Genomic DNA, 25,913 nt, shown 5'->3' on the forward strand with positions numbered 1-25,913 from the left:
GGGCCCCCACCCCATATCCCCCCTAAATAACCCTTTTTTATCCCTCGGCGCTCCCGGGGGGGCCCCCCCCCCGCGGGGGGGGGCCCCACCGCCAGTGCCGAAAGTCTCCCCGGGGCCGGCGGACGCCGCGCCTCCGTGCCCGGCAGGTCCCGCGCGTGCGCGCCCCTGGTGCCTACCTCCTGCGGACGCCCGCCGCCAGTTCCTCGGCGAAGGAGCGGACCGCCGTGAGTCCGGTCTCCAGGTCCGGGGCGTCCAGGATCCGCTGGCAGAACCCCGCTCCGACGATGACGCCGTCGGCGTAGGCGGCGACCTCGGCGGCCTGGGCGGCCGTGGAGATCCCCAGGCCGACGCAGACCGGCAGCCGGGACTCGCGGGTCACCTCGCGGGTGCGCCGTACCAGTGTCTCGGCGGTGTCGGCGACCTGGGTGCGGGTGCCGGTGACGCCCATCAGCGAGGCCGCGTACACGAACCCGCTGCACGCGTCGGTGGTCATGGCGAGCCGGCGGTCGGTGGAGGACGGGGCGACCAGGAAGATCCGGTCCAGCCCGGACTCCCGGGATGCGGCCATCCACTCCCCCGCCTCCTCCGGGATGAGGTCGGGGGTGATCACCCCGGCCCCGCCCGCCTTGGCGAGGTTCGCGGCGAAGCGCTCCACCCCGTACCGCTCGATCGGGTTCCAGTACGACATGACCACGGCGGCGGCGCCGGTGGCGGCGGTCGCCTCCACGACGCGGAACACGTCGTCGGTGGTGGTGCCGGCCTCCAGCGCGCGGTCCGCGGCCCTCTGGATGGTGGGGCCGTCCATCATCGGGTCGGAGTAGGGCAGTCCGACCTCGATGACGTCGCACCCCCCCTCGACCATGGCCTCGATCACGCGGATGGAGGAGTCCACGTCCGGGAATCCGGCGGGCAGGTAGCCGATCAGGGCCGCCCGGTCCGCCTCGCGGGCCTCGGCCAGCTTGGTCTGCAGTGTCGTCGCGGTCATCACGCCTGTCCCTCCGTGTCCACGAGGCCGAAGTACGCGGCCGCGGTGTCGACGTCCTTGTCGCCGCGCCCGGAGAGGTTCACCAGGATGACGGCGTCCCCGCCCAGGCGCTCGCCGAGCTTGCGGGCGCCCGCCAGGGCGTGCGCGCTCTCGATCGCCGGGATGATGCCCTCGGTGCGGCACAGCAGGCGGAAGGCCTCCATGGCCTCCGCGTCGGTGATCGGCTCGTAGCTCGCGCGGCCGGTGTCGGCGAGGTAGGCGTGCTCGGGGCCCACGGCCGGGTAGTCGAGCCCCGCCGAGATGGAGTGGCTGGGCAGGGTCTGCCCGAACTCGTCCTGGAGCACGAACGTGCGGGCCCCGTGGAAGACCCCCGGGCTGCCGGCGGTGATGGAGGCGGCGGTGCGGGCGGTGTCGGCGCCCTCTCCCCCGGCCTCGAAGCCGTACAGGGCGACGCTCTCGTCGGGGATGAACGCGGCGAAGACCGCCATGGCGTTGGACCCACCGCCCACGCAGGCGGCGACGGCGTCGGGGAGCCGTCCGACCCTCTCCAGGACCTGGGCGCGGGCTTCCTCGCCGACGACGAAGTGCAGGTCGCGCACCAGCTTGGGGAAGGGGTGCGGGCCGGCGACGGTGCCGAACAGGTAGTGGGTGCGGTCGACGTTGGCGACCCAGTCGCGGAACGCCTCGTTGATGGCGTCCTTGAGGGTGCGGCTGCCGATGGTGACGGGGACGACCTCGGCGCCGAGCATGCGCATGCGGGCGACGTTGAGCGCCTGCCTGCGGGTGTCCTCCTCGCCCATGTAGATGACGCACTCCAGGCCGAGGAGGGCGCAGGCGGTGGCCGTGGCCACGCCGTGCTGTCCGGCACCGGTCTCGGCGATGACGCGGGTCTTGCCCATGCGCTTGGTGAGCAGGGCCTGGCCGAGCACGTTGTTGATCTTGTGCGAGCCGGTGTGGTTGAGGTCCTCGCGTTTGAGGAGGATGCGGGCGCCGCCGCAGTACTCGGAGAAGTTGCGGGCCTCGCTCAGGGCGCTGGGGCGGCCCGTGTAGTCCTTCAGCAGCGCGGCCAGCTCGGCCTGGTAGTCGGGGTCGTGCTTGGCCTTCTCCCACTCGGCCTCGACCTCGTCGAGGGCGGCGATGAGCGCTTCGGGGGCGAAGCGGCCCCCGAAGCGGCCGTAGTGCCCGTCGTGGTCGGGCAGTGGTTGAGCATGGCTCATGGGACGTTCTCCTGGGAAGGGGCCGACGGCGGCTCTTCCCCCGGGCGTACGCCGCGGGGGTCCGCGCGTCGGCCGGTGGCGCGCCGCCTGGCTCCGGCGGCGCGTTCGGACTGGTGGGTCAGCGCGGCGTCGGGAACCCGCGGCTTACGCCTGCGGATTCCCCGGGGCGTGCTCTGCGGGTACGTACACTGCTGCGCGACGCCCCAGCAGCACTCTCGCGGTGTTCTCGTCGGCCTTGCGCGAGCACCGCTGGAGTGCGCCGCTCACGACGAGCAGCACCCACAGAACACGCCCTGGCACCATCGCCATCGGAGGCCGGGGTGTGCCATCACCGCGACCGTCCGTGCCGTCGTCTGTCCCATCGCGCTGTTCGTCCCCTAGTTCCGGTCCCGCAGGGCGGGGTGTGCTCCTGCGGTCACCAGGTCGGCGACGGCCTCGCGCGGGTTCCGACCGCGGACGAGGCTCTCTCCGACGAGGACCGCGCCGGCGCCGGCGCCGGCGTAGGCCAGCAGGTCGTGCGGGCCCCGGACTCCGGACTCGGCGATCTTGACGATGTCGGAGGGGATGCCGGGGGCGATCCGGGCGAAGGTGTCCCGGTCGACCTCCAGGGTCTTGAGGTTGCGTGCGTTGACGCCGATGACGGTGGCCCCGGCGTCGACGGCGCGGGTCACCTCGGCCTCGTCGTGGACCTCGACCAGGGGCATCAGCCCCAGGGAGCGGGCGCGCTCGACCAGGGAGACGAGGGCCTCCTGGGGCAGCGCCGCGACGATGAGGAGCACGGCGGAGGCGCCGAAGACGCGGGCCTCCCACAGCTGGTAGGAGCTGACCACGAAGTCCTTGCGCAGGAGCGGCGTGTCGACGGCCTGGTGGACGGCCTGGAGGTCGGCGAGGCTGCCCTTGAAGCGGCGTTCCTCGGTGAGGACGCTGATGAGGGTGGCGCCCCCGGCCTCGTAGTCGCGTGCCAGGGCGGCGGGGTCGGTGATGGTCGCGAGCGGCCCCTTGGAGGGGCTGGCCCGCTTGACCTCGGCGATCACGTGGACACCGGGTCGGCGCAGGGCGGCTTCGGCGTCCTGCGGGGTGGGCGCCGACTCGGCCTGGGCCTTGAGGCGGTCCAGGGGCAGCGCCTCCTGCCGCTCCGCCAGGTCGGCGCGTACTCCGTCGAGGATCTCGTCGAGCACGCTCACCAGTTACCGCTCCCTCGTGCAGTGGTCTGTCACGGTGGTGGTTCCGGCGGGCGGGCCGCCCGCGCGGCGTGCCCGTGCGCGCCGCCGTCGCACCGTGTTGCTGGTCATCGTATCGACCTTCGGGGGTCGGGGGGCCGCCGCCCCCCACCTGGCCCCCCGGTGTTTCCCGGGGGCCGGGCGGGGGCGGGCCCGTTCCGCACCGAACTGTCGGAAGGGTGGCGGGCAGGGGCCCGTGGACGACCCGTTTTCGAGGCGTTCAGAGGCTGGAGCCGACACCGACGATGATCATGAGGATGATGAAGAGGACGTAGAGGACCACCGGCACGAAGAGCACCACGCCGATGATGCCCATGATCTTGGCGATGTTGGAGGAGGACTCGGCGCTCGCGTAATCACCGCTCGACCACTGGCTGTTGACCATGATGGCGAAGATCAGACCGATGATGCCGATGACCGGGAAGCAGCTGACGATGCCCAGGATGTTGAGGACGAGGTAGTTCTTGGGCGGCCCCTCCGGGGGCGGACCTCCGTAGCCGGGGGGGCCGTATCCGGGCGGGCCGCCGTACCCGGAGGGCGGACCGTAGCCGTCGGAGGGACCGTAGCCGCCGGTGGGCGGTCCGTAGCCGCCGGTGGGAGGTCCATAGCTCATAGGGGTCCAGCCTTCCAGGACGTGGTGGGGTGCATTGTCTTGAACGGGGGGTGTGGCGCTCATCCGCTCAGACGGCGGGAATGCCGTTCTGGTTCTGGTCACCAGCCCGGGAACAGGGGCGTGCCGGGGGCGAGGAACGAGAACCAGGGCAGGTTGCGCAGGATCCAGTGCGAGGTGATGGCGATGAGGAGCAGCCACAGGAACCAGCCCGGGGTGAGCTTGGGCGGTTTCCTCGGTGGCCGGATCGTTCTCACGAGCCACACCGTGTAGGTCCACGCGATGTAGGGGATCAGCAGTACCAGCAGGGGGTTCATGCTGATCGCGCCGAGGATGTCGCCGTGTGTGGTCAGCGCGATCGCGCGCATGCTGCCGCACCCGGGGCAGAACGTGCCGGTCAGCAACAGCCACGGGCAGGTCGGGTAGTTGCCGGGCTCGTTGGGGTCCACGAAGTGGAGGAGGGTGGCCCCGGCCAGACCCAGAACACCCAGGCCGACGGGCCACACGACCGGGGGCAGCGCCCTGAGCCGGAGTTCGACGCGCTGGGTCCACGAGGGGGTGGGCCGCGCCTCGGTCCGGGAGTTCTCAGGGGGTTCGCTTGGATGCACGTGACCAGCCTATGTGTCGGGGAGGACAGGGTTCTGCCCCCGTAGACGCAGGGTGTACGGGGGCAGACGTGTGCCTGGTGTGCGAGTGCCGACTACTTAGTACGGCGAGCTCGACGCGATGAGAATGCCGTTCAGGATGGAGAAGCCGATGCTCAGCACGAGTGAGATGCTGCCGAGGATGAAGGCGATCTTCGTCCACTTCTTCGCCTGGGCCTGGGCCTCCATCGCGCCGGCCTGGTCACCGCGGTTCCACAGGTCGTTGACCTTGGTGGCATTGATGATCGCCGGGATGGCGAAGGGCCAGCAGCAGAAGATGGCCACGATGGCCCAGGTCAGGCCGTTGTCGGGCGGGGTGCCGCCACCCATGGGGGCGCCGTAGCCGCCGCTGGGGGGGCCGTAGCCGCCGCCGTTGGGCGGGCCGTAGCCGCCGCCGTTGGGCGGGCCGGGGTTGCCGGGGGGAGGGGGACCGTAACTCATGGTCGGCACAACTTTCAGGGAGAGGTCAAGGGATGTAGCACGGTGTGCAGGGCACACACCGGTCCGACATGGGGCAGGGTCGGGGCACCGGAACGCATACGTCACGGGCAGAAACGAATGATCCCAGATCAGTGAGACATTCACTGACAAGCGACGACACGTTTGGCAGGTCCGGTGTGGTGAATCTACCTGCCCCACGGGACCTTCGTCCATTTTCCGTTACTCACTCGTTGTGAGCTGCGGATTCACAGAAAGAAGTCAGGCCTTGCCAGCCGGGGCCGAGACCTTCCGGGCGGCTTCCCACTCCTCGCGGGACTGCGGGAAGGGGCGGGGCTCCTTGCGGCCGAGCCCGACCTTCTTCATGATGCCTGCGATCACGGCGAGGACGACGCTGAGGCCGAGCCCGATGAGGGTCCACATCACCAGTCCGCCGCCGAGGATGATGGCGACGGCCGCGACGGTCCAGGCCACGATCCAGGAGATGGTGAGGAACCAGGCGGAAACGGTGTTGCCGTGGTCGTCGTGGTGTTCGTCGGCCATCAGTGGTTCTCCTTCGGTTCGGCTGGCCGTGCTGCCAGCGAGGCGGGTTCGGCGGCGTCCCCGGGGTCGTCGGGGTTCGTGGACCAGCTCTGGTCCCCGGGTGCGTCGAGTGTGGGGTCGTCACCGGCATCCAGCGATTTCCACAGGTCGGAGGGTGTCTCGGCCCGGGTCGCGCGCGGTGTGGCGTCCCGATCGTACCGGGTGCCCATGCCCGGCCAGGCAGGGGCTCGTACCGCCGCGAGGAGCCCGGACAGGACCAGGAGCGCGGCGCCCCCCGCCGCCAGGGCGGGGCCGAGTGCGGCCAGGTGGGGGTCGCCGGCCACCTGCGCGGCTCCCCCGGTTTCGGTGGCGCTCCCCGACACCGCCTCCAGGAGCGTGTCGGGCCTGGTGGCCTCCCACACGGCGCTCAGGGCGAGGACGCCGCCGGCGGCGACCAGTGCGCCGACCAGCCGCCGCGCCCAGCCGCGTGTGGCGTACAGGCCGGCGATGCCGGCCAGCCCGGCCCATCCGACGCCGCTGGGCGCGCCGGTCAGGTCGGCCCCGGTGAGGGCGACGGGGACGGGTGGGACCGGTCCGGGTGCCGTGATCCGGCCGGTCACCCACTGCTGTCCGGCCGCGGCCAGCAGCAGTCCTGCGGCGACGGCCAGGGCGAGCATGGCGAGGCCGTACTCGCGTCGGACGCGGGGGGAGGGCGTGGACGGACTCACAGCAGTCTCCCGGCGTCGAAGCAGGTGCGGTCGCCGGTGTGGCAGGCGGCGCCCTCCTGGTCGACGCGGACCAGGAGGGTGTCCCCGTCACAGTCCATTGCGACCGACACCACACGTTGTGTGTGGCCCGACGTGGCTCCCTTGACCCAGTACTCGTTGCGGCTGCGCGACCAGTAGGTGGCGGCACCGGTCGTGAGGGTGCGGTGCAGCGCCTCGTCGTCCATCCAGGCGAGCATGAGCACCTCCCCGGTGTCGTGCTGTTGGACGACGGCGGGTACGAGGCCGTCGGCGGTCCGCTTGAGTCGGGCGGCGATGGCCGGATCGAGGCTGGTGACGCTCATGTATCCCAGGTTATGGCCGACTGTCCAGCGGTCCGCACCGGGTCCGTGCCCGGTGCGGGACACGCCCCGGGGCATTCGTCCGCGGAGGTTAGAGTTCGTGCGTCCTCCACGGTTCGGGCGCCGTCGGCCGCCTCCTGTACCGGCCCGCTCCCCCGCCCCTTTCCGTCCGCCGTCTCCACCTTGGGAGTTCCGTGACCGCCGAGTCCCTGTCCGCCGATCTGGCCGGCAAGCCCGCAGCGCTGACCTCGCTCGCCACCCGCTTTCCGCGGTGGGATCCCTACGCCGCGCTGCCCGCCCTCCTGGACGACGAGCCCGCCGCCGTGCGCTTCGTGGGCCTGGGGTCGGCCCGTTACGCGTGCGAGGTGGCGGCGGCCCGGCTGCGGCGCGTGGGCATCGCGGCGAGCGCGGACCGCTCCTCGTCGGCGGAGCAGCCGCCGGCGGGGCCGGAGACGCTGGTGGTGGCTGTGTCCCTGGGCGGGGGGCAGAGGGAGCTGTACGCGGTGCTGGACAGGTACGTGGCGCGGTCTCCGGTGATCGTGCTGGCCCCGTCCCAGGACCTGGTGGTCGGGCACTACGCCGACCTGCTGGTGCCGCTGCACGCGGGTGAGGAGGCGAGCGGGCTGGGGTGCCGTGCCTACCAGCACGCGCTGGCCCTGCTCCTGCTGCTGGGGCACCGCCTGGGCGCCCCGGTGTCCGGGAGCAGCCAGAACTTCCCGGGGATGCTGCGCAGGGCGGCCAACGCCGCGGAGTCGCTGCTGGCGAGCGCACCGGAGTGGGTACCCGAGGCGGCGCGGATCCTGGAGTCGCCGCACGGTGTGCACCTGGTGGCCCCGGACGAGCGGATGGCGTCGGCGTCGCAGGGTGTCCAGGCCCTGCGCAAGGGCCCGGTGCGTGCGGCGTACGCGTGCGAGACCGGCGAGTGGTCGCACACCGACCGCTATCTGGCGGCCGTGACGGACTATCGGGCGCTGCTGTTCGCGGGTTCGGTCTACGACGAGCGGTTCGCCGAGCATTTGGGGCACCTGCGGGGTGCGTTCGTGGCCGTGGGCCCCACCCCCGGTCACGAGCGCGTGCCGGGGGCGGAGTTGACCGTGCGGTACCCGGGGGACTCCGACCCGGACGTGAGCCTTCTGGTGGAGCCGCTGGTGGCGGAGATGCTGGCCGCCCACTGGTGGAGGGCGTCCCGCCGCTGAGGGGCCGCCGTGCGGTCAGGCCGAGGAGCTGACCCAGGAGGCGTACAGGTCGGCGTACACGCCGGGCCGCGCGACGAGTTCGTCGTGCGATCCGCTCTGGACGATGCGTCCGCCGTCGAAGACCAGCACCCGGTCGGCGGCCTCGGCGGTGGACAGCCGGTGCGCGATGGCCACGGAGGTGCGCCCCCGGGTGAGCCGGTCCAGGGCGCGCTGGATACGGACCTCGGTGTGGGGGTCGACGGCGGAGGTGGCCTCGTCGAGGACGAGCAGGTCGGGGTCGGCGACGTAGGCGCGTACCAGGGCGACGAGTTGTCGCTCCCCCGCCGACAGGGACTCGCCGCGCTGGCCGACCGGTGTGTCCAGCCCGTGCGCGAGGGAGTCCAGCCACTCCGCGAGGCCGAGTTCGGTGATGGCCCTCACCAGTTCGGTGTCGGTGCTCTCGGGACGGGCGAAGCGGATGTTGTCGCCCAGGGAGCTGTCGAAGAGGAAGCCCTCCTGCGGGACCATGACGACGCGGCTGCGCAGGGAGGAGAAGGCCACCTCGCGCAGGTCGGCCCCGTCCAGGCGCACGGTGCCCCGCACCGGGTCCATGAGTCTGGTGAGGAGCTTGACGAAGGTGGTCTTGCCCGAGCCCGTCTCCCCCACGACCGCGACGCGGGTGCCGGGGGTGATCTCGACGGCGACGTCGTCCAGGACGACGGGGCCGTCGGGGTAGGAGTAGGTGACGTCGTCGAAGGTCACCCGGACGGGGCCGCGGGGCAGGACCTTCCCGGCCTCCCCCGGGTCGGCGATGTCGGGGGCGGTGTCGAGGACGCCCAGGACCCGCCGCCAGCCCGCGATGGCGTTCTGTGCCTCGTTGAAGATCTCGGTCGCCATCATCATGGGCTGGATGAACAGGGTGAGCAGGAACAGGAAGGCGATGAGCTGCCCTGCGGTCAGGTCGCCGCCCAGGCCGAGCCAGACGCCGACGAGGACCACGGCCGCGTTGGCGATCGCGGAGACGATCTCGGCGAAGGGTGAGACCGCCATGGCCAGCCGCTGGGCGCGGACCTGGGAGTGGCGGGTCCTGAGGACGGTGGTGTCGATCCGGTCCGCGGTGCGCTTCTCGGTGCCGTGGGCGCGGATGACGGCGGCGCCCATGACGGTCTCGCCGATGACTCCGAGCATGTCGCCGGTGTTCTCGCGGACCTTCATGTACGCGCCGGACAGGTGCTTTTGGAGTCGTCGTACACCGAACAGCAGGGGTAGGACGCAGACCCACACCACGAGGGTGAGTTCCCAGGAGTAGACCGCCATGAGGGTGGTGGCGACGATGAGCTGTCCCGCGCTGACGATCAGGAGCAGGCCGCCGAACTGCATGAAGGTGCTGATCTGGTCGACGTCGCTGGTGACGCGGGAGACCAGCGCGCCCTTGCGCTCGCTGTTCTGGGTGAGTACGGACAGGTCGTGGACGTGCCGGAACGCCTTGCGGCGCAGGGTGGCCAGGCCGGACTCGGTGGCCCGGTACAGGCGCACGTTCATCAGGTACGACGCGATCATGGTGAGGACGAGGAGTCCGGCGCAGGTGGTCACCATGCGGGTGACGAAGGCGAGGTCGGGGCCTTCGGGCCCGGACAGCCCGTTGTCGATGATCTGCTGGACGGCGACGGGGACGACGATCTTGCCCGCCGTGGCGACGACGGCGAACACCAGGGTCAGCCAGAGGCCCTTGGCGAACTCCGGGGAGAGTCTCAGGCCCCGCCGGACCGTGCCCATGGCGGTGTCGGTGGGGCGGTGCAGGGAGAGGAGCGGGTCGGCGGCGCCGTCGGCCTGTCGCCCCTGGTCCGGTTCGGGACGCTGCTCGGCGCGGGTCCGGGCGGGTGCGCTCATCGGCTCGTCTCCTCGGTGGCGTGGTCGCCGTGCGCGGTGGTGCGCGGGGCGGGTTCGAGTGGTCCGGGTTCCTCGGGGACGGGGTCGCGTTCGGCCTCGCTCTCGGCGGAGGCGCGTTCGTAGGCGGTGACCAGCCTGGTGTAGCCGGGCGAGGTGTTGAGGAGTTCGTCGTGGGTGCCGCGGGCCAGGATCCGGCCCCGTTCCATGTAGACGACCTCGTCGGCGAGCTCGATGGTGGCGCGCCGGTAGGCGACGACGACCACGGTGGCGGCGTCGTCGCGTTCGCGCAGGCCGGCGAGGATCTGGGCCTCGATCTGCGGGTCGACGGCGGAGGTGGCGTCGTCCAGGATCAGCAGCCGGGGGCGGCGGACGACGGCGCGGGCCAGGGCGAGGCGCTGGCGCTGGCCGCCGGACAGGGTGGTGCCCTTCTCGCCGAGTGGGGCGTCGAGTCCGCCGTCGAGTTCCCCGATGAAGCCGTCGGCGCGGGCCAGGCGCAGGGCGGCCCACACCTGTTCGTCGCCGAGGTCGGCGCCGAGGGTGATGTTGTCGCGGACGGTGTCCTCGAACACGAAGGTGCCCTGGGGCACGAGGGCGGCGTGCCCGGGGATCTGGTCGCGGTCGAGGTCGCGGATGTCGACGCCGTCGAGGTGGACGTGGCCCGTGTCGGGGTCGACCAGGCGCATGAGCAGGGTGGTGAGTGTGGACTTGCCCGACCCGGTGGGGCCGACGAGGGCGACGGTGCGCCCGGGGGCGATGTCCAGGTCCACGCCGTTGAGGACGGTGGTGCGGGCGGTGGACGTCTCGTCGTCCATCAGGTCGCGGCCGCCTCCGGCGCCGTCGTAGGAGTCCGCGTAGGAGAAGGTGACGCCGCGGGTGCTCAGGGCGATGCCGCGGGGGCTGTCCTCCAGGGTCTGTTCGCCGTGTTCCATGGTGCCGCCGGAGCCGAGGACGGACTGGACGCGGTCCCAGCCGACGACGCTGCGGGGCAGGTCGCCGAGGATCCACCCGAAGGAGCGGATGGGCAGGGCCAGCAGGGTGAAGAGGAAGGCGATCTGGACGAGGTCGCCGGGTTCGATGGCTCCGGTGGAGAGCCGCCACATGCCGAGGAGCAGGACGGCGAGCACGCCGAAGTTGGGCAGTGCCTCCATGACCGGGTCGAACATGGAGCGCATCCTGCCGACCTGGATGAGCGCGTCGCGGAGGCTGTGCGCGGACCGGGTGAAGCGCTCGGTCTCGGTGTCCTCCCTGCCGAGGGTCTTGATGACGAGGGCACCGTCGAAGGACTCGTGGGCGACGCCGCTGACCTCGGCGCGTAGGGCCTGGGCCCGGGAGGCCATGGGTGAGACCCGGCGTTGGAAGATGACGTTGGCGGCGGCCAGGACGGGGAAGACGACGAAGGCGACCAGGGCGAGTACCGGGTCGGTGATGAGCATGGCGGCGGCGGCGATGACGAGCATGAAGACGCTGCCGACGGCCATGGGCAACGGGGCGAGCGGCTGCCAGGCGGCCTCGACGTCGGCGTTGGCGTTGGAGAGCAGCTGTCCGGTGGGGTGGCGGTGGTGCCAGGACAGCGGGAGTTCGAGGTATTTGCGGGCGACGGCGCGGCGGTAGCGGGCCTGCATGCGGAACTGCATGAGCGCGGCGAGCATGCGTCGCAGGGCGATGCCGGTGGCCTTGCCGAGGCCGACCGCGAGGAGCAGTGCGGCGGCGGTGGTGAGGGCGGCCGCGGTGGTGCTGCCCTGGGTGAAGGCGGGGAGGATGGTGGTGTCGGTGAGGTAGCCGAGGACGGAGGCCGATCCGACGGTGACGGCCGCGTGCAGCATGGCTCCGGCGACGGCGGCGAGGAAGATCCACGGTTCGGTGCGCGCGGCGACCCACAGGACGCGCATGCCCCGGCCGAAGACCCCGGCGCTGCCCGCGTCCGCGGCGTGACCGCCGGGTCTGGCGCGGCCGGTGGGTTCCGGTGGTGCGGAGCCCTCCTCGGTTACCGGATCCCTCGTGCTGGTGCCCTGCGCCATACGCCCCCCGTTCGTCTGCCTGCCGGTGCCGTCGGCGCGGCCCGGCCCTGCACGCGCCGACGACCCCCGGGCATGCCGAAGGGGGCGTGGGTGCGTGTGTCGAGCCAACCTATCCAGCGGCACCGACAAGGTTCCACCGGATTGTTTCAGCGCGGTTCGCGGCGAGGCTATTCCGTGTGGCGGGGAAGGGCCTGGGACACGGAGGCGCCCGGACCACAGGGGCGGTCCGGGCGAGGTGGCGGTCGGAGCGGCCGTTCTCCGACCACCGGGTGCTACTGGGCGGCGAGCTAGTAGGTGACCAGCGCGCGGAAGGTGAGGCGTCCGGTGATGCCGTCGACACCGATTCCGAACTGGCGCTGCGCGGTGCGGACCGCCCGTTCCGTGGCGGGTCCGTACCGGCCGTCGACGGCGAGTCCGGAGGCGATGCCCTTCTCCTTGAGGAGGACCTGGATCGCCTGGACCACGAGTCCGCGGCTGCCAGGGCCGTACTCGCCGAAGGTGCGCTCGCGCAGCAGCAGCCAGGTCTCGTCGTCGAGCGCTCCTGTCACCTGGAGGTCGTTCGGGTTGGCCCTCTGGTACCTCTTGACCGTGTTCTCGAGCGAGAGGTTGAAGAACCGCGAGGTGGTGCTGTCGGAGTTGTAGCCGTGGTGGGCGAGCAGCTTGCGGGCGACCATGATGTCGACCGACCTGTCACCGCGGACGTAGTACGGCCACGCCTCGGCCTCGATCTGGGCCATGACCTGGTCCGAGGTGCGGTTGAGGTTGTCCGCGGAGGCCGTGGGAGCGGCGGCGACGACGGCGGTGGCTGCGATCGCGGAGGCGGCGATCAGGGAGACGAAACGCCTACCAAATGCACCAAAGATGTGCGGAAACATGCGAAAAGAGGTCCTTCCCCCGTGGTTAATGGGAACTACGGAGACCATGCTCACACGAACCATCGGCGTGTTGACTCAACGCAACACGGAAACGACTGCGTGTTGTCACGCGGACATGCGAAGGTCCCCGGGACGTGTGCGTCCCGGGGACCTTTTGCCCTGCTAGAGAGTGTTTTTTGAAGGATTTCGGGTCGGCGAGCGGTCGGCCGGGCGATCTCCCGCAAGAGGATGCGCGATGTTCAGCCTGGTTGTGCTTCACGAGCGCAGAGGCGCAGCGAGAGGGAGCCTGGTGGACGCGAAGCCCGGCAAGGACGCAAAAAATATGACCTAGCTGCCGGAATTCCTCAGCGAACCGCGTGGCCCGCCTCTCGCAGGCTCCGTTTGACGTCGGCGACGGTGAACTCGCCGAAGTGGAAGACCGTCGCGGCCAGCACCGCGTCCGCGCCCGCCTCCACCGCCGGAGCGAAGTGCTCGACCGCTCCCGCGCCACCGGACGCGATCAGCGGAACGTGCACCCGGGCCCGCACCCCGCGGATCAGCTCCAGGTCGAACCCGGCCCTGGTGCCGTCGGCGTCCATCGAGTTGAGCAGGATCTCCCCCGCTCCCAGCTCGGCGGCGCGCTCGCACCACTCCAGGGCGTCGATCCCGGTCCCCCGGCGGCCCCCGTGGGTGGTGACCTCGAACCCGCTGGGGGTCGGCCGTCCGTCCTCGCGCACCCGCCGCACGTCGGCGGAGAGCACCAGGACCTGGCGGCCGAAGCGCTCGGCGATCTCCTCGATGAGCTCGGGCCGGGCGATCGCGGCCGTGTTCACCCCCACCTTGTCCGCGCCCGCCCGCAGCAGCCGGTCGACGTCGTCGGTGGCACGCACCCCGCCGCCCACGGTCAGCGGGATGAACACCTGGTCGGCGGTGCGGCGGACGACGTCGTAGGTGGTCTCCCTGTCCCCGCTGGAGGCGGTGACGTCGAGGAAGGTGAGCTCGTCGGCGCCGGCGGCGTCGTAGGTGCCCGCCAGCTCCACCGGGTCGCCCGCGTCGCGCAGGTTCTCGAAGTTGACGCCCTTGACCACCCGCCCGGCGTCCACGTCCAGGCAGGGGATGACGCGCACGGCCAGGCTCACCGGGCCACGTCCTTCACGTCGCGCACCGCCGCCAGGGCGTCCTCCAGGGTGAACGCCCCCTCGTACAGCGCGGTGCCCATGATGGCGCCCTCCACCCCCAGCGGGACCAGGGTGGCGATCGCCCGCAGGTCGTCCAGGCTGGACACGCCGCCGCTGGCGACCACCGGCTTGTCGGTGCGCTCGCACACGGTGCGCAGCAGGTCCAGGTTCGGGCCCTTGAGGGTGCCGTCCTTGTTGACGTCGGTGACGACGTACCGGGCGCAGCCCTCCGACTCCAGCCGGTCCAGGGTCGCGAACAGGTCACCGCCGTCCCGGGTCCAGCCGCGTGCGGCCAGGGTCGTGCCGCGCACGTCCAGGCCGATCGCGATCCGGTCGCCGTGCTCGGCGATGATCCTGGCGCACCACTCCGGGTTCTCCAGGGCTGCGGTGCCGATGTTGACCCGGCGGCACCCGGTGGACAGGGCGGCGGCCAGCGACTCGTCGTCGCGGATGCCGCCGGACATCTCCACCTTGACGTCCAGGTGCCCCACGATGTCGCGTAGCAGGTCGCGGTTGTGGCCGCGCCCGAACGCGGCGTCCAGGTCCACCAGGTGGATCCACTCGGCCCCGGCGCTCTGCCAGGCCGTGGCGGCCTCGAAGGGGTCGCCGTACTGGCCGCCCGAACCCGCCTTGCCCTGGACGAGCTGGACGGCCTGCCCGCCCGCCACGTCCACGGCGGGAAGCAGTTCGAGTTCGGGGGACGACGGGGTGTGCTCGCCGGTCATGAAACCTTCTCGTACTCGGTGGGAAAACGTCGGTCAGAGGGTGGCGACCCAGTTGGCGAGCAGGCGGGCGCCCGCGTCGCCGGACTTCTCCGGGTGGAACTGGGTGGCGCACAGCGGCCCGTTCTCGACGGCGGCCACGAACGGCTCGCCGTGCTCGGCCCAGGTGACCCCGGGCTCGCGGATGCGCTCGTTGTGCGAGGAGAACTCCCACTCGCGCACCGCGTAGGAGTGCACGAAGTAGAAGCGCTCCCCGGGGTCGATACCGGCGAAGAGGCGGGTGTCCTCGGGGGGCCGGACGGTGTTCCAGCCCATGTGGGGCACGATGGGTGCGCGCAGGCGGTCCACGGTGCCGGGCCACTCGCCGCAGCCGTCGGTGACCTGGTCCTCGGACCGCGGGTCGGCCCGCTCCACGCCCTTGTCGAAGAGGACCTGCATGCCCACGCAGATGCCCAGGACGGGGCGTCCCCCGGCCACGCGCCGACCGATGATCCGGTCTCCGCCCGCCGCCCTGAGGCTGGACATGCAGGCGCTGAAGGCGCCCACGCCCGGGACGAGGAGGCCGTCCGCCTCCATGGCGGCATGCGGGTCGGAGGTGACGGTGACGTCGGCGCCGGTGCGCTCCATGGCGCGCTGCGCGGAGCGCAGGTTGCCGGATCCGTAGTCGAAGACGACCACACGTGACGGCATTGGAACTGCCCTTCCTCTACAGGTAGCCCAGGCGCAGAGCACCCGAGGCGACGGCGAGCACGGTGCAGCCGGCGAGGGCGACGGCGACGATCCTGTTGACCTTCCACATCGCGTAGGCGCCCCCGGCGAGGAATCCGCCCAGCACGACGAGGGCGATCCCCCACAGGTCGGCGCCCATCTACAGGGCGCCCTTGGTCGAGGGGATGCCGCTGACGCGCGGGTCCTTCTCGGTGGCGGAGCGCAGGGCGCGCGCCAGGGCCTTGAACTGGCACTCCACGATGTGGTGGGCGTTGCGCCCGTAGGGGACGCGCACGTGCAGGGCGACCCGCGCCTGGGCGACGAAGGACTCCAGGATGTGGCGGGTCATGGTGGTGTCGTAGTCGCGGCCGATGATCTGCGCCATGCCCTCGGGTTCGCTGTGGACCAGGTAGGGGCGGCCGGAGACGTCGACGGTCACCTCGGCCAGGGCCTCGTCGAGGGGCACCTTGGCGTCGGCGAAGCGGCGGATCCCGGCCTTGTCACCGAGGGCCTCGCGGAAGGCGGCGCCCAGGGCCAGGGCGGTGTCCTCCATGGTGTGGTGCGAGTCGATGTGCAGGTCGCCCTCGGTGCGCACGGTCAGGTCGAACAGGCCGTGCTTGGCGAGCTGGTCGAGCATGTGGTCGAAGAACCCGACCCCGGTGGAGACGTCGGCGACGCCGGTGCCGTCCAGGTCGATCTCGACCAGGACCTTGGTTTCCTTGGTTGCGCGTTCGACGCGCCCGGTGCGGCTCATGGTGACTCCCTCGGTGGTTCTGGCGGGCGTGGTGGAGCGGGTCCGGTGTCCGTTCCGGCCGGTCGGCCGGGATCCGGCGGCGCGGTCAGCGTCCGGTCGAGCCGAGGAGCGCGGACCGGAAGGCCGCCATCTCCTCCGGGGTGCCGACGGTGACGCGCAGCCAGCCCGGCGGGCCGACCTCGCGGATGAGGACCTGCCTGTCGAGCATCGCCTGCCACACCTCGGTGCGGTCCTCGAACTCACCGAACAGGACGAAGTTCGCGTCGGAGTCGGCCACGGCGAACCCGTGCTCGCGCAGCCAGGCGACCAGGGCGTCGCGTTCGGCGCGCAGGTCGTCGACGGCCCCGAGGAGTTCGTCGGCGTGGTCGAGTGCGGTGAGCGCGACCATCTGGGTGACGGCGGACAGGTGGTAGGGCAGGCGGACCAGTTGGAGCGCGTCGACCACGGCCGGGTGAGCGGCCAGGTAGCCGACGCGGGCCCCGGCCAGGGCGAACGCCTTGGACATGGTGCGCGAGACGATCAGCCTGGGGTGGTCGTCCAGCAGGGTGAGGGCGCTGGGCGTGCCCGTGCGGCGGAACTCGGCGTAGGCCTCGTCCACGACCACGACCCCGGGCGCCGCGTCGGCGATCCGCTCGATGTCGGCGATGTCCAGTGCGGTGCCGGTGGGGTTGTTGGGCGAGGTGAGGAACACCACGCTGGGCCGGTGCTCGGCGATCGCGGCCAGGGCTGCGTCGGTGTCGATCCGGAAGTCGGCGTCGCGGGGGACGGACACCCATCCCGTCCCGGTGCCCCGGGAGATGATCGGGTGCATCGAGTAGGACGGCTCGAAGCCCAAAGCGACACGGCCGGGGCCACCGAAGGCCTGGAGGATCTGCTGGAGGACCTCGTTGGATCCGTTGGCGGCCCACACGTGGGCACCGGTCAGGCCGTGGCCGAGGTAGGCGGCCAGGCCCTCGCGCAGGCGGACAGCGTCCCGGTCCGGGTAGCGGTTGAGGCCCAGGGCGGTGGCGGCGACCGCGTCGGCCAGGGCCCGCGCCAGGCGCGGTGAGGGCGCGTGCGGGTTCTCGTTGGTGTTGAGCACCACCGGGACGTCCAGTTGGGGTGCGCCGTAGGGCGAGCGGCCCCGCAGGTCGTCGCGGAGTGGCAGGTCGTTCAGGGTGAAGCTCACGGGTTCCACGCTCATGGTCGGTTGTGGGCGGGCGGGCGTGCGGGACTCCTGTGGCTGGTGAGGCCACACGGTCCCCCGCGCCCGGATTCCCGCCGGGTGGTCGGCCGTCGGGCTCAGGCCGTCGTCGGGTCCGTACGCGCGGCGACGGCCTCGCCGTGCGCGGGCAGGTCCTCGGCGTTGGCCAGGGTGATGACGTGATGGGCGACGTCGGCCAGCGCGTCGCGGTCGTAGTCCACGATGTGCACCCCGCGCAGGAACGTCTGCACGCTCAGGCCCCCGGAGTGGCAGGCGCAACCGCCGGTGGGCAGCACGTGGTTGGACCCCGCGGCGTAGTCGCCGAGGGAGACCGGTGAGAAGTCGCCGACGAAGATCGCGCCCGCGTTGCGCACGCGTGCGGCCCACGCGGGTGCGTCCGCGGTCATGATCTCCAGGTGTTCGGCTGCGTAGGCGTCCACGACCGCGAGCCCGTGGTCGAGGTCGTCCACCAAAACGATGCCGGACTGCGGGCCGGACAGTGCCTCGCGGACGCGGTCGCTGTGCTTGGTGGCGGCGACGCGCCGCTCCAGGTGCCCGGTGACGGCGTCGGCGAGCACCTCGTCCGGGGTGACCAGGACGGAGGCGGCGACGACGTCGTGCTCGGCCTGGCTGACGAGGTCGGCGGCGACGTAGTCGGCGTTGGCGGTGGCGTCCGCCAGGATCGCGATCTCGGTGGGTCCGGCCTCGGCGTCGATGCCGATGACGCCCTTGAGGAGGCGTTTGGCCGCCGCCACCCAGATGTTGCCCGGGCCGGTGACCATGTCGGCGCGCTCGCACTCGCCGGCGCCGTAGGCGAACATGGCGATGGCCTGGGCGCCGCCGACCGCGTACACCTCGTCGACGCCGAGCAGGGCACACGCGGCGAGGATGGTCGGGTGCGGCAGGCCGCCGAAGTCGCTCTGCGGCGGTGAGGTGACCGCCAGGGAGCGCACCCCCGCCTCCTGGGCGGGGACGACGTTCATGATGACGCTGGAGGGGTAGACGGCACGGCCGCCCGGCACGTAGAGGCCGACCCGGTCGACCGGGATCCACTTCTCGGTGACGGTGCCGCCGGGGACGACCTGCGTGGTGTGGTCGGTGCGGCGCTGGTCGCGGTGGACCTTGCGCGCGCGGCGGATCGACTCCTCCAGTGCGGCGCGCACGGCGGGGTCGAGGTCGGCCAGGGCGCCCTTGACCACCTCGGCGGGCACGCGGATGTCCGTGAGCCGGACGCCGTCGAAGCGTTCGGTGAGCTCGATCAGCGCCTCGGTCCCGCGATGGCGCACGTCCTCGCAGATGGGACGTACGCGGTCGGCGGCGGCCGCCACGTCCAGTTCTGCGCGCGGAAGGGCTTCGCGCGGGTCGCCTTGGGTGCCTCGGAGGTCGATTCGACTGATCACGATCCCAGTCTAGGGGGCCTCGCCCATTCGGTGGGTGGCGGTGTCCGGATGATGGACACCACACCTCGGCCGCCGCGGGCGCACGCACGCGGGGACCTGGGCGGACCACCGCCAGGAATGTCCCGAATAAGCTTCGCCTAACTTTGGGACACCTAACCTAATTAAGCTTCCGAAAGGCTTGCCTAACAAATGAAGACGTGTTTTCGCGAGTTTCGCGAAACGCTTTTGTATGAGTTATCGTGGGGTCATGAGTTCAAGCAAGGACAGCGATAGCCACCTTTCCAAGTTCCACAGACTCCTGGTCGACCAGGTGCGGCACGAGTTCACGGCCTCGCACCAGTACGTGGCCATCGCCGCCTGGTTCGACGACCAGGACCTGCCCCAGCTCGCCCGGGTCTTCTACGAGCAGTCCCTGGAGGAGAGGGACCACGCGATGATGATCGTGCGGTTCCTTCTCGACACCGACATCCACTTCGCCATCCCCGCCGTGGACGAGATCGAGACCGATTTCTCCGCGCCCCGCGACCTGGTGGCCCTGGCCCTGCGCCAGGAGCGCGCGGTGACCGACCAGTTCCAGCGCCTGGCCAAGGTCGCCCGTGACGAGGACGACTACACCGGCGAGCAGTTCCTCCAGTGGTTCATCCAGGAGCAGACCGAGGAGGTCGCCAAGATGTCGACCCTCCTCAACGTGGTGGACCGCGCCGAGGGAAACCTGTTCGACGTGGAGGCCTTCGTCGCCCGCGACATGCCCAGCGAGGACAACGGCAGTCAGGGCGCTCCCGGCACCGCCGGTCCCTCGGTTTCCTGAGCGCACCGCGACCCATGGACCGGGCGGCCGCCCACAGGGCGGCCCCCTCCCACGCGGCCCGGGGCCCGGGCGCCCTTTCCTGAGGGGGGAAAGGAGCGCCGGCCTCGGGCCGCACCCCTGCCCGGACGCGCCGACCTGTCCGACGCCGTACCCCGCGCAGGGCAGGCATACTGGGAGCATGCCTGTGGCCCTGCCGATCTTTCCGTTGAACACCGTGCTGTTCCCCGGCATGACCGTTCCCCTGCACGTCTTCGAGCGGCGGTACCGGGCCCTGGTGTCGGAGCTGCTCGGCCCCACCATGGCCCAGAGCGAGGTGACCGGACGCGACCGGGGTCCGCGCCGGTTCGGTGTGGTGTGGATCGAACTGGGGCACGAGGTGGCCGCCGAGTCGGGTCAGGGCGCCGGCGGGGCGGATACGGGGGTGCCCACCATCGGCGGCCCCGGAACCTCGCTTCCCAGGGTGGCGGCCACAGGGTGCACCGCCCTGCTGCGCAACGTGCGCACCTACGACGACGGGCGCTACGACCTGGTCGTCGAGGGCGGCGCCCGGTTCACCGTCACCGACCTGTCGGAGGTGGACGCCTCCTCCCCCGAGGAGTACTCGACCGCATCGGTGGCGTTCCTGCCCGAGCCCCTGGGTCCGGACGCCGACGAGCACGCCGAGCACGTACGGGACCTGTTCGGGATCTACTCCCAGCGGTTGGCGTCGATCGGGATGTCTCCTGACGCCGCGCCGGAGCTGCCCAAGGACCCCATCGCCCTGTCCTACTCCGTGGCCGCCTCGGTCGTGCTGGACCAGGCCGAGAAGCAGCGGATGCTGGAGGCGGAGGACGCCGCGACACGGCTGGCTGTGGCGGCGAGGTTCCTGCGCAGGGAGAACCGCATCGTGGCGGCCCCGTCGCTGCCCAACCTTCCGGCGGGCCCCTTCCTCAACAACGGTGTCTCGTTCAACTGACTTGGGACGAAGGTTCAGGTCCGCGCACCCGGGCGCCGCAGCACCGCTCCGGGGTCGCGGGGACCGTGGACACGCATCCGCGCGTTCGCACACAGTTCGCGCACGGACAGAGACCAGGAAGCCGATGAGTGGAAGAGCCACACCCGCGACCGTGGCCGCCGGCCGGGCCGGGACCGCGTACACCCTGCACCCCTACGAGGTGGACGGCGGTTCGGGGGGCCACTCCTACGGCGCCGACGCCGCCGACGCGATCGGGGTCCCGCACGAGCACGTCTTCAAGACTCTGATCGCCGAGGTGGACGGGGTTTTCACGGTCGGGGTCGTTCCGGTGAGCGCCTCGCTCGACCTCAAGGCGCTCGCCGCGGCGGTCGGCGGCAAGAGGGCCGCCATGGCCGACCCCGCACGGGCGGAGAGGATCACCGGCTACGTCCGCGGCGGGATCAGCCCGCTCGGCCAGCGCAAGCGCCTGCGGACGGTCATCGACTCCTCGGTGAGGGACCTGCCCCGCGTCTACGTCTCGGCGGGGCGGCGCGGGCTGCAGATGGAGCTGAGGCCGAGCGACCTGATCTCGCTCACCGAGGCGGTCACCGCCCCGATCGGCGTCGGCTGACCCCGGTCCGGGGCCCGGGTGCCGCGGCCGGGACGGATGCCCGGGCCGCGCGGGGACAGGGAGGCACTGGATCGGGGGGTCCTCGCCGGGCTGTCGCCGGTCCACCTACCCGGGGTAGCTTTGTGACATGCGCGACATTTCATCCCCCTTTGCCTCTGTTCCCGGTATGTTCGCCTCCCGCGTCGCCGCGTCAGGCGACGCCGAGGCGTTCAGCTACCCCGTCCCGGACCCGAGCGGCGCCCCGGAGAGGTGGGAGACCCTCACCTGGTCCCAGACCCTCGACCGCGTACGCGACCTCGCCCTGGGCCTGCACTCCCTGGGAGTGACCTCCCAGGCCCGGTGCGCGATCGCCTCCAGCACCCGGATCGAGTGGATCCTCGCCGACCTGGCCATCCTGTGCGCCGGCGGCGCCTCGACGACCGTCTACCCCTCCAGCACCCCGCCCGACTGCGCCTACATCGTCTCCGACTCCGGCAGCATGGTGGTCTTCGCCGAGGACTCCGCCCAGGTCGCCAAGCTCGTCGACCAGCGGGCGCAGGTGCCCGGGGTGTCCAAGGTCGTCGTCTTCGACGGCGAGGGAGACGGCGACTGGGTCATCACCCTGTCCGAACTGGCCGCCCGGGGCGCCCGGCTCCACGCCGAGAGACCCGGCCTGTTCGACGAGCTCGTCGGATCCGTCCGACCCGAGCACCTGGCCACCCTCATCTACACCTCCGGTAGCACCGGAAGGCCCAAGGGTGTGCGTCTGGACCACTCCAACTGGCTGTACGAGGCCCAGGCCATCCAGGACCTGGACGAGGAGATGCGCGCCCAGGGCTGGGAGATGCTCACCGCCGACGACGTCCAGTACCTGTGGCTGCCCCTGTCCCACGTCTTCGGCAAACTCATGCAGGTCAGCCAGTTGCGGATCGGTTTCAGGACGGCCGTGGACGGTCGGGTCGACAAGATCGTGGACAACCTGGCCCTGGTACAGCCCACCTTCATGGCCGCCGCGCCGCGCATCTTCGAGAAGGTGTACAACCGGGTCGTCATGCAGGCCAAGGAGGGCGGCGCGGCCAAGTACCGGATCTTCCGCTGGGCCGTGGGGGTGGGCGACCGCGTCGCCCGGATGAAGGAGGAGGGCCGCACGCCCACCGGTCTGCTGGCCGTCCAGCACCAGGTCGCCGACCGGCTCGTGTTCGCCAAGCTGCGGGCGCGCTTCGGCGAGCGCCTGAAGTTCTTCGTCTCCGGCAGCGCCCCGCTCTCCCCCGACATCGGCCGGTTCTTCTACGGTGCCGGGATCATCATCCTGGAGGGCTACGGTCTCACCGAGACCAGCGCCGGGACGTTCCTCAACCGGCCCGGCTCGGTCCGCTTCGGCACGGTGGGGCTCCCCATGCCCGGCACGGAGGTCAAGATCGCCGAGGACGGGGAGATCCTCATCCGGGGCGGGTGCGTGATGCGCGGTTACCACAACCTGTCCGGCGCCACCGAGGAGGCGCTCAGCCCGGACGGCTGGTTCGCCACCGGCGACATCGGCGCCCTGGAGGACGGCCGCCTGCGGATCACCGACCGCAAGAAGGAGCTCATCAAGACCTCCGGCGGCAAGTACGTGGCGCCACAGGGCATCGAGAGCCGGTTCAAGGCCCTGTGTCCCTACGTGAGCAACCTGGTCGTGCACGGCGACCGGCGCCCCTACTGCACGGCGCTGGTGGCCCTGGACCCCGAGGCGATCGACGTCTGGGCCGCCGAGAACGGGCTGGCCGGGCTCACATACGCGGGCCTGACCAGGGATCCGAAGGTCCGGCAGATGGTGCAGGAGGCCGTCGACGAGCTCAACAGGGGCCTGCCCCGGCACGAGACCGTCAAAAAGTTCACCATCCTGCCCCACGACCTGACCGTGGAGGAGGGCGAGATCACGCCCAGCCTGAAGATGAGGCGGCGGGCGATCGAGAACAAGTACCGGAAGCTCCTCGACGCCATGTACGAGGACTCGGTCCACACGCTCTGAGCGGTCCGTACGGCCGGACGGTCAGTGTTCGGACCCCTCCGGGCCGGACCGGTCGTGCTCGACCGCGACCGGTGCGCCGGGGGCGGGCCGCGCCGACGGCTCAGCGCCGTCCTCCGGCGCCCGCTCCGCGGAACCCTCGTCCGCCTCCGGCTCGGGGGTGCGCGGGGGGACCCCGGGCAGGTCGCGGCGCACGAGGCTGACGGCGTCGAGCAGGCCGTACTGGAGCACGAACACGAACGGCCAGGCCACCAGGAACGCGATCGCGTCCAGGTGGAGCCCGGTCACGACCGCCGCGCCGGGCTCGGCCGCGGCGACGGCGGCGTGCGCACCCCCGTCCAGCGCCACCCCGACGCGCCAGGTGAGGAGGGCACCCGCGACCGACCCCAGGAACCCCGTGACCAGCACGACCAGGCGCAGGTCCTGGAGACGGCGCCGGGCCAGCGAAAACTGGACCATGTAGGCCGCGTAGCCGGCGGCCAGGCCGGCGAGCGCCGTCATGACGACGAAGTAGCCCTCACCGGCGAACACGTCCTCGGTGGTGCCGGTGAAGACCTGCCCGTCACCCAGTGCGGTGCCCTCCGCCCGGGGCGCGAGCTGCCACCACACCAGGCCCAGCAGCGCACCCAACAGAACCAGGGCCCCGAGGACGCACGCCCCCACGGCCAGCTGTCGTGCCGGCGCCGACCTGCCCGCGCGGTTCTGCTCCGTCATCTCCCCAACTCTCCTCGCCCCGCCCTGGTCCCACCCCGGAAAACCAGTGGATACGGGGCATAGCCGGAACGGAGAATACCGGCATGAGCGACAAGAACAGCCCTCTGACCTCACCTGTGCTCCAGCGTGTCGAACCGCCCACGGCAGCCGACGAGCGCACCATGCTCACCAGTTATCTGGACCGCCAGCGCGCCACCGTCCATCTCAAGTGCGCCGGGCTGGCCTCGGACCTGTCCGGTGCGGCGCCCCTCCCGGCCTCCCCGCTGATGACCGTGGGCGGGCTCGTGTCCCATCTGCGGTGGGTGGAGGCGTTCTGGTTCGAGGTGGTCATGCTCAACCAGCCCGACCTCGCGCCCTATTCGCAGAAGGACCCGGACGCCGAGTTCCGGATCGGCGCCGCACTGCCGCTGACCCGGCTGCTCAAGGAGTACGCCGCCCAGTGCGCGCGCTCGCGCGAGATCACCGCCCGGTTGGAGCTGGGCGCGTCGGCGCGCCGCTCACGGCCGCAGCCGACCCTTCGGTGGGTTCTGCTGCACATGATCGAGGAGACCGCACGGCACAACGGACACCTGGACCTCCTGCGCGAACTCGCCGACGGGGCGACCGGCCAGTAGGGCCGGAGGGAGCACGGGCAGGCGCCTGGGGCACGGCCTCCCACGGGCGCCTTCGTCGTCTCCGGCGGGCCCGCGCGGGCGCGGAAAAAGCCCGGAAATGCGCTGGCGCGGGTGTGGCTCCGACTGGACAATACGGGAATGACTGACGAGAGCACCCTCCTGAGCGCCCCCGGCCGTGTCGACCCGCCCATGGCCGCCGACGAGCTCACCATGCTCACGACGTGGCTGGAGTGGCACCGCGCCACGGTCCACGCCAAGTGCGTGGGCCTGTCCCCCGAGCTCGCCACCGCGACGCCGCTGCCGACGTCACCCCTGATGAGTGTCGGCGCCGTCGTGTCCCACCTGCGGTGGGTGGAGCACGCCTGGTTCGAGAAGCTCCTGATGGGGCTGCCGGAGAAGGGCCACGCGACCCCTGAGGACCCCGACGCGGAGTGGCGGCGCGGCGGCGAGGTCCCCCTGCGCCGACTGCTCGACGAGTACGAGGAGCAGTGCGCGCGCTCGCGTGAGATCACCGACCGGCTCGACCTGGACTCCGTGGCGGTCACCGCCCGCAGGGGCGAGGAGCCCACCACCCTGCGCTGGGTGCTGGTGCACATGATCGAGGAGACCGCACGGCACAACGGACACCTGGACCTCCTGCGCGAACTCGCCGACGGGGCGACCGGCGAGTAGGACCGGGGCCGGGAGCCCGGACGGCGGAGGGGCCCGTGACGACCGCTGAAACCCGGGTCGTGTTCACGGGCCCCTCCTGCGTTCCCGGTCTCAGACCCCGGTGCCGTCCTCGGACTCCGGCTCGGAAGCGGCGTCCTCCTCGGCCAGGATCAGGTACAGGCTGCGCCTGGTCTCGGCGAGGAGCCGTTTGGCGCGGTCCAGCTGGTCGGCGGAACCGGCCTGGGCGACCTGGGCGGCAGCCGCGGCGAGCTGGTACGCCAGGCCGCTGACCTCCTCGTAGCGGGACCGGCTGTCGGCGTAGGCGTCGGCGACCGCCTCCCATGGCGGTGTGAGGCCGGCGCCGTGCTCCTCCAGGTAGGCGATGCCCTCCTCGGTGAGCTTGTAGGGGCGGCGGCGCCCCTCGCCCTCCTCCTGGGTGACGAGGCCCTCGTCCTCCAACTGCTGGAGCATCGGGTAGACGGAGCCGGGGCTGGGCCGCCACATGCCGCCGCTGCGGTCGCGACCCTCCCGGATGATCTCGTAGCCGCTGCGCGACTCCTCGGCGATGAGCAGCAGGATGCCCGTACGGACGTCACCGCGTTTGGCCCGGTGCCCGCCCCTGGGGCGCCCGCCCCCGTGGCCGCCGCCGGGACCGGGTCCGAAGCCGCCGAAGGGGCCTCCTGGACCGAAGGGGCCTCCCCCTCCCCAGGGTCCGCCCCCCGGCGGCATGCCGGGCGGGGGCGGTGGCGGTGGCGGCGGCGCGAACCGGGACCGGCCGTGGTCGTGGTCGTGTCCGTGTCCGTGCAGGTGGGGACCGTGGTGTTCCTCGGCTGGACGGCCCCAGGGGCCGCGCGCGTTCCAGGACCAGGGGCCGGGAAGTGCCATGGCACTCATGATGCTCTCCTTCTGTCGATACAGAGCGACTGTCATGACTTGCTCTGTTAGATCAAAGATATATCTTTAACTTTTCCTCGACAAGCCCCGGGTACA

28 protein-coding genes are annotated in these 25,913 nt (G+C 71.6%); 7 read left to right on the forward strand and 21 right to left on the reverse strand.

Annotated elements, in window-relative coordinates:
- Positions 1 to 172: 172 nt before the first annotated feature.
- The 9 genes from trpA to hisI form a co-directional block, all read right to left on the reverse strand.
- Positions 173 to 985, reverse strand: a complete 813-nt coding sequence (gene trpA, locus ACFWTE_RS18115; protein WP_378780656.1) for a tryptophan synthase subunit alpha — start codon at positions 983 to 985, stop codon at positions 173 to 175.
- Complete coding sequence (trpB, locus tag ACFWTE_RS18120; protein WP_378780657.1) at positions 985 to 2,202, reverse strand: tryptophan synthase subunit beta; 1,218 nt, start codon at positions 2,200 to 2,202, stop codon at positions 985 to 987. Before trpB ends, trpA begins: the two co-directional genes overlap by 1 nt.
- A gap of 377 nt (positions 2,203 to 2,579) precedes the next feature.
- The gene (gene trpC, locus ACFWTE_RS18125; protein ID WP_378780658.1) at positions 2,580 to 3,386 is read right to left on the reverse strand and encodes an indole-3-glycerol phosphate synthase TrpC; all 807 of its coding nucleotides are present in this window, start codon (positions 3,384 to 3,386) and stop codon (positions 2,580 to 2,582) included.
- 256 nt (positions 3,387 to 3,642) lie between these two features.
- Positions 3,643 to 4,035 (reverse strand): CD225/dispanin family protein, encoded by a 393-nt coding sequence (locus ACFWTE_RS18130; RefSeq protein WP_378780659.1) that lies wholly within the window; start codon positions 4,033 to 4,035, stop codon positions 3,643 to 3,645.
- Between the two features lie 98 nt (positions 4,036 to 4,133).
- Complete coding sequence (locus ACFWTE_RS18135; protein ID WP_378780661.1) at positions 4,134 to 4,640, reverse strand: DUF2752 domain-containing protein; 507 nt, start codon at positions 4,638 to 4,640, stop codon at positions 4,134 to 4,136.
- A gap of 96 nt (positions 4,641 to 4,736) precedes the next feature.
- A complete protein-coding gene (locus ACFWTE_RS18140; protein ID WP_378780662.1) occupies positions 4,737 to 5,117 on the reverse strand; it encodes a CD225/dispanin family protein in 381 nt (126 codons plus the stop codon).
- A 258-nt stretch (positions 5,118 to 5,375) separates the two neighbouring features.
- On the reverse strand, positions 5,376 to 5,657 hold the full coding sequence (locus tag ACFWTE_RS18145; protein WP_378780664.1) for an HGxxPAAW family protein: 282 nt from the start codon (positions 5,655 to 5,657) through the stop codon (positions 5,376 to 5,378).
- Positions 5,657 to 6,364 carry a Trp biosynthesis-associated membrane protein gene (locus ACFWTE_RS18150; RefSeq protein WP_378780665.1) on the reverse strand — a complete coding sequence of 236 codons (708 nt, stop codon included), beginning with the start codon at positions 6,362 to 6,364 and terminating at the stop codon, positions 5,657 to 5,659. Before ACFWTE_RS18150 ends, ACFWTE_RS18145 begins: the two co-directional genes overlap by 1 nt.
- Positions 6,361 to 6,705, reverse strand: coding sequence for a phosphoribosyl-AMP cyclohydrolase (hisI, locus tag ACFWTE_RS18155; protein ID WP_378780666.1), 345 nt, complete (start codon positions 6,703 to 6,705; stop codon positions 6,361 to 6,363). The genes ACFWTE_RS18150 and hisI overlap by 4 nt, the downstream gene beginning before the upstream one ends.
- A 191-nt stretch (positions 6,706 to 6,896) precedes the next feature.
- Here hisI and ACFWTE_RS18160 point away from each other — a divergent pair, with 191 nt between their 5' ends.
- Positions 6,897 to 7,898, forward strand: coding sequence for a sugar isomerase (locus tag ACFWTE_RS18160; protein ID WP_378780667.1), 1,002 nt, complete (start codon positions 6,897 to 6,899; stop codon positions 7,896 to 7,898).
- A gap of 15 nt (positions 7,899 to 7,913) precedes the next feature.
- Here the strand turns inward: ACFWTE_RS18160 and ACFWTE_RS18165 are convergent, their stop codons facing one another.
- The 10 genes from ACFWTE_RS18165 to hisD form a co-directional block, all read right to left on the reverse strand.
- Positions 7,914 to 9,767 carry an ABC transporter ATP-binding protein gene (locus tag ACFWTE_RS18165; RefSeq protein ID WP_378780668.1) on the reverse strand — a complete coding sequence of 618 codons (1,854 nt, stop codon included), beginning with the start codon at positions 9,765 to 9,767 and terminating at the stop codon, positions 7,914 to 7,916.
- The gene (locus ACFWTE_RS18170; protein WP_378780669.1) at positions 9,764 to 11,785 is read right to left on the reverse strand and encodes an ABC transporter ATP-binding protein; all 2,022 of its coding nucleotides are present in this window, start codon (positions 11,783 to 11,785) and stop codon (positions 9,764 to 9,766) included. The genes ACFWTE_RS18165 and ACFWTE_RS18170 overlap by 4 nt, the downstream gene beginning before the upstream one ends.
- Positions 11,786 to 12,072: 287 nt before the next feature.
- A complete protein-coding gene (locus ACFWTE_RS18175) occupies positions 12,073 to 12,660 on the reverse strand; it encodes a peptidoglycan-binding protein (protein ID WP_378780671.1) in 588 nt (195 codons plus the stop codon).
- Between the two features lie 344 nt (positions 12,661 to 13,004).
- Complete coding sequence (hisF, locus tag ACFWTE_RS18180; protein WP_378780672.1) at positions 13,005 to 13,778, reverse strand: imidazole glycerol phosphate synthase subunit HisF; 774 nt, start codon at positions 13,776 to 13,778, stop codon at positions 13,005 to 13,007.
- Positions 13,775 to 14,542: a bifunctional 1-(5-phosphoribosyl)-5-((5-phosphoribosylamino)methylideneamino)imidazole-4-carboxamide isomerase/phosphoribosylanthranilate isomerase PriA gene (gene priA, locus ACFWTE_RS18185; RefSeq protein WP_378780673.1), complete on the reverse strand. Its 768-nt coding sequence runs from the start codon at positions 14,540 to 14,542 to the stop codon at positions 13,775 to 13,777. The genes hisF and priA overlap by 4 nt, the downstream gene beginning before the upstream one ends.
- Positions 14,543 to 14,575: 33 nt before the next feature.
- A complete protein-coding gene (gene hisH, locus ACFWTE_RS18190; RefSeq protein WP_378780674.1) occupies positions 14,576 to 15,229 on the reverse strand; it encodes an imidazole glycerol phosphate synthase subunit HisH in 654 nt (217 codons plus the stop codon).
- Between the two features lie 16 nt (positions 15,230 to 15,245).
- A complete protein-coding gene (locus ACFWTE_RS18195) occupies positions 15,246 to 15,407 on the reverse strand; it encodes a hypothetical protein (protein WP_378780676.1) in 162 nt (53 codons plus the stop codon).
- A complete protein-coding gene (gene hisB, locus ACFWTE_RS18200; protein ID WP_378780677.1) occupies positions 15,408 to 16,001 on the reverse strand; it encodes an imidazoleglycerol-phosphate dehydratase HisB in 594 nt (197 codons plus the stop codon).
- An 85-nt stretch (positions 16,002 to 16,086) separates the two neighbouring features.
- Positions 16,087 to 17,184 (reverse strand): histidinol-phosphate transaminase, encoded by a 1,098-nt coding sequence (locus ACFWTE_RS18205; RefSeq protein WP_378780678.1) that lies wholly within the window; start codon positions 17,182 to 17,184, stop codon positions 16,087 to 16,089.
- Positions 17,185 to 17,282: 98 nt separating this feature from the next.
- Positions 17,283 to 18,584 (reverse strand): histidinol dehydrogenase, encoded by a 1,302-nt coding sequence (hisD, locus tag ACFWTE_RS18210; RefSeq protein WP_378780679.1) that lies wholly within the window; start codon positions 18,582 to 18,584, stop codon positions 17,283 to 17,285.
- A 247-nt stretch (positions 18,585 to 18,831) separates the two neighbouring features.
- Between hisD and ACFWTE_RS18215 the strand changes: the two genes are divergently transcribed.
- The 4 genes from ACFWTE_RS18215 (at position 18,832) to ACFWTE_RS18230 (ending at position 22,947) form a co-directional block, all read left to right on the forward strand.
- Positions 18,832 to 19,392, forward strand: a complete 561-nt coding sequence (locus ACFWTE_RS18215) for a ferritin (protein WP_378780680.1) — start codon at positions 18,832 to 18,834, stop codon at positions 19,390 to 19,392.
- A 178-nt stretch (positions 19,393 to 19,570) separates the two neighbouring features.
- On the forward strand, positions 19,571 to 20,347 hold the full coding sequence (locus ACFWTE_RS18220; protein ID WP_378780681.1) for an LON peptidase substrate-binding domain-containing protein: 777 nt from the start codon (positions 19,571 to 19,573) through the stop codon (positions 20,345 to 20,347).
- A 151-nt stretch (positions 20,348 to 20,498) separates the two neighbouring features.
- Entirely contained in the window at positions 20,499 to 20,957 is a 459-nt protein-coding gene (gene ybaK / locus ACFWTE_RS18225) for a Cys-tRNA(Pro) deacylase (protein ID WP_378780709.1), read from the forward strand.
- A 127-nt stretch (positions 20,958 to 21,084) separates the two neighbouring features.
- A complete protein-coding gene (locus ACFWTE_RS18230; protein WP_378780682.1) occupies positions 21,085 to 22,947 on the forward strand; it encodes an AMP-dependent synthetase/ligase in 1,863 nt (620 codons plus the stop codon).
- A 21-nt stretch (positions 22,948 to 22,968) separates the two neighbouring features.
- Here the strand turns inward: ACFWTE_RS18230 and ACFWTE_RS18235 are convergent, their stop codons facing one another.
- The gene (locus tag ACFWTE_RS18235) at positions 22,969 to 23,658 is read right to left on the reverse strand and encodes a hypothetical protein (protein ID WP_378780683.1); all 690 of its coding nucleotides are present in this window, start codon (positions 23,656 to 23,658) and stop codon (positions 22,969 to 22,971) included.
- A gap of 83 nt (positions 23,659 to 23,741) precedes the next feature.
- On the opposite strand from ACFWTE_RS18235, the gene ACFWTE_RS18240 reads away from it, so the two are divergent.
- Together ACFWTE_RS18240 and ACFWTE_RS18245 are read left to right on the forward strand one after the other, a co-directional pair.
- Positions 23,742 to 24,272: a DinB family protein gene (locus ACFWTE_RS18240; RefSeq protein ID WP_378780685.1), complete on the forward strand. Its 531-nt coding sequence runs from the start codon at positions 23,742 to 23,744 to the stop codon at positions 24,270 to 24,272.
- Between the two features lie 138 nt (positions 24,273 to 24,410).
- On the forward strand, positions 24,411 to 24,944 hold the full coding sequence (locus tag ACFWTE_RS18245; protein WP_378780686.1) for a DinB family protein: 534 nt from the start codon (positions 24,411 to 24,413) through the stop codon (positions 24,942 to 24,944).
- A gap of 90 nt (positions 24,945 to 25,034) precedes the next feature.
- On the opposite strand, the gene ACFWTE_RS18250 is transcribed toward ACFWTE_RS18245, so the two are convergent.
- Positions 25,035 to 25,817 (reverse strand): PadR family transcriptional regulator, encoded by a 783-nt coding sequence (locus tag ACFWTE_RS18250; protein WP_378780687.1) that lies wholly within the window; start codon positions 25,815 to 25,817, stop codon positions 25,035 to 25,037.
- Between the last annotated feature and the right edge of the window lie 96 nt (positions 25,818 to 25,913).

The sequence above is a fragment of the Nocardiopsis sp. NPDC058631 genome, assembly GCF_042716955.1.
GTDB lineage: Bacteria > Actinomycetota > Actinomycetes > Streptosporangiales > Streptosporangiaceae > Nocardiopsis.

What these genes read in the sequence shown, in the direction of transcription:
- trpA (WP_378780656.1), bottom strand. Translation starts at nt 985, where the DNA reads ATGACCGCGACGACACTGCAGACCAAGCTGGCCGAGGCCCGCGAGGCG.
- trpB (WP_378780657.1), bottom strand. Translation starts at nt 2,202, where the DNA reads ATGAGCCATGCTCAACCACTGCCCGACCACGACGGGCACTACGGCCGC.
- ACFWTE_RS18130 (WP_378780659.1), bottom strand. Translation starts at nt 4,035, where the DNA reads ATGAGCTATGGACCTCCCACCGGCGGCTACGGACCGCCCACCGGCGGC.
- ACFWTE_RS18140 (WP_378780662.1), bottom strand. Translation starts at nt 5,117, where the DNA reads ATGAGTTACGGTCCCCCTCCCCCCGGCAACCCCGGCCCGCCCAACGGC.
- ACFWTE_RS18145 (WP_378780664.1), bottom strand. Translation starts at nt 5,657, where the DNA reads ATGGCCGACGAACACCACGACGACCACGGCAACACCGTTTCCGCCTGG.
- hisI (WP_378780666.1), bottom strand. Translation starts at nt 6,705, where the DNA reads ATGAGCGTCACCAGCCTCGATCCGGCCATCGCCGCCCGACTCAAGCGG.
- ACFWTE_RS18165 (WP_378780668.1), bottom strand. Translation starts at nt 9,767, where the DNA reads ATGAGCGCACCCGCCCGGACCCGCGCCGAGCAGCGTCCCGAACCGGAC.
- ACFWTE_RS18170 (WP_378780669.1), bottom strand. Translation starts at nt 11,785, where the DNA reads ATGGCGCAGGGCACCAGCACGAGGGATCCGGTAACCGAGGAGGGCTCC.
- ACFWTE_RS18175 (WP_378780671.1), bottom strand. Translation starts at nt 12,660, where the DNA reads ATGTTTCCGCACATCTTTGGTGCATTTGGTAGGCGTTTCGTCTCCCTG.
- priA (WP_378780673.1), bottom strand. Translation starts at nt 14,542, where the DNA reads ATGACCGGCGAGCACACCCCGTCGTCCCCCGAACTCGAACTGCTTCCC.
- hisH (WP_378780674.1), bottom strand. Translation starts at nt 15,229, where the DNA reads ATGCCGTCACGTGTGGTCGTCTTCGACTACGGATCCGGCAACCTGCGC.
- ACFWTE_RS18195 (WP_378780676.1), bottom strand. Translation starts at nt 15,407, where the DNA reads ATGGGCGCCGACCTGTGGGGGATCGCCCTCGTCGTGCTGGGCGGATTC.
- hisB (WP_378780677.1), bottom strand. Translation starts at nt 16,001, where the DNA reads ATGAGCCGCACCGGGCGCGTCGAACGCGCAACCAAGGAAACCAAGGTC.
- ACFWTE_RS18205 (WP_378780678.1), bottom strand. Translation starts at nt 17,184, where the DNA reads ATGAGCGTGGAACCCGTGAGCTTCACCCTGAACGACCTGCCACTCCGC.
- ACFWTE_RS18215 (WP_378780680.1), top strand. Translation starts at nt 18,832, where the DNA reads ATGAGTTCAAGCAAGGACAGCGATAGCCACCTTTCCAAGTTCCACAGA.
- ACFWTE_RS18220 (WP_378780681.1), top strand. Translation starts at nt 19,571, where the DNA reads ATGCCTGTGGCCCTGCCGATCTTTCCGTTGAACACCGTGCTGTTCCCC.
- ACFWTE_RS18230 (WP_378780682.1), top strand. Translation starts at nt 21,085, where the DNA reads ATGCGCGACATTTCATCCCCCTTTGCCTCTGTTCCCGGTATGTTCGCC.
- ACFWTE_RS18235 (WP_378780683.1), bottom strand. Translation starts at nt 23,658, where the DNA reads ATGACGGAGCAGAACCGCGCGGGCAGGTCGGCGCCGGCACGACAGCTG.
- ACFWTE_RS18240 (WP_378780685.1), top strand. Translation starts at nt 23,742, where the DNA reads ATGAGCGACAAGAACAGCCCTCTGACCTCACCTGTGCTCCAGCGTGTC.
- ACFWTE_RS18245 (WP_378780686.1), top strand. Translation starts at nt 24,411, where the DNA reads ATGACTGACGAGAGCACCCTCCTGAGCGCCCCCGGCCGTGTCGACCCG.
- ACFWTE_RS18250 (WP_378780687.1), bottom strand. Translation starts at nt 25,817, where the DNA reads ATGAGTGCCATGGCACTTCCCGGCCCCTGGTCCTGGAACGCGCGCGGC.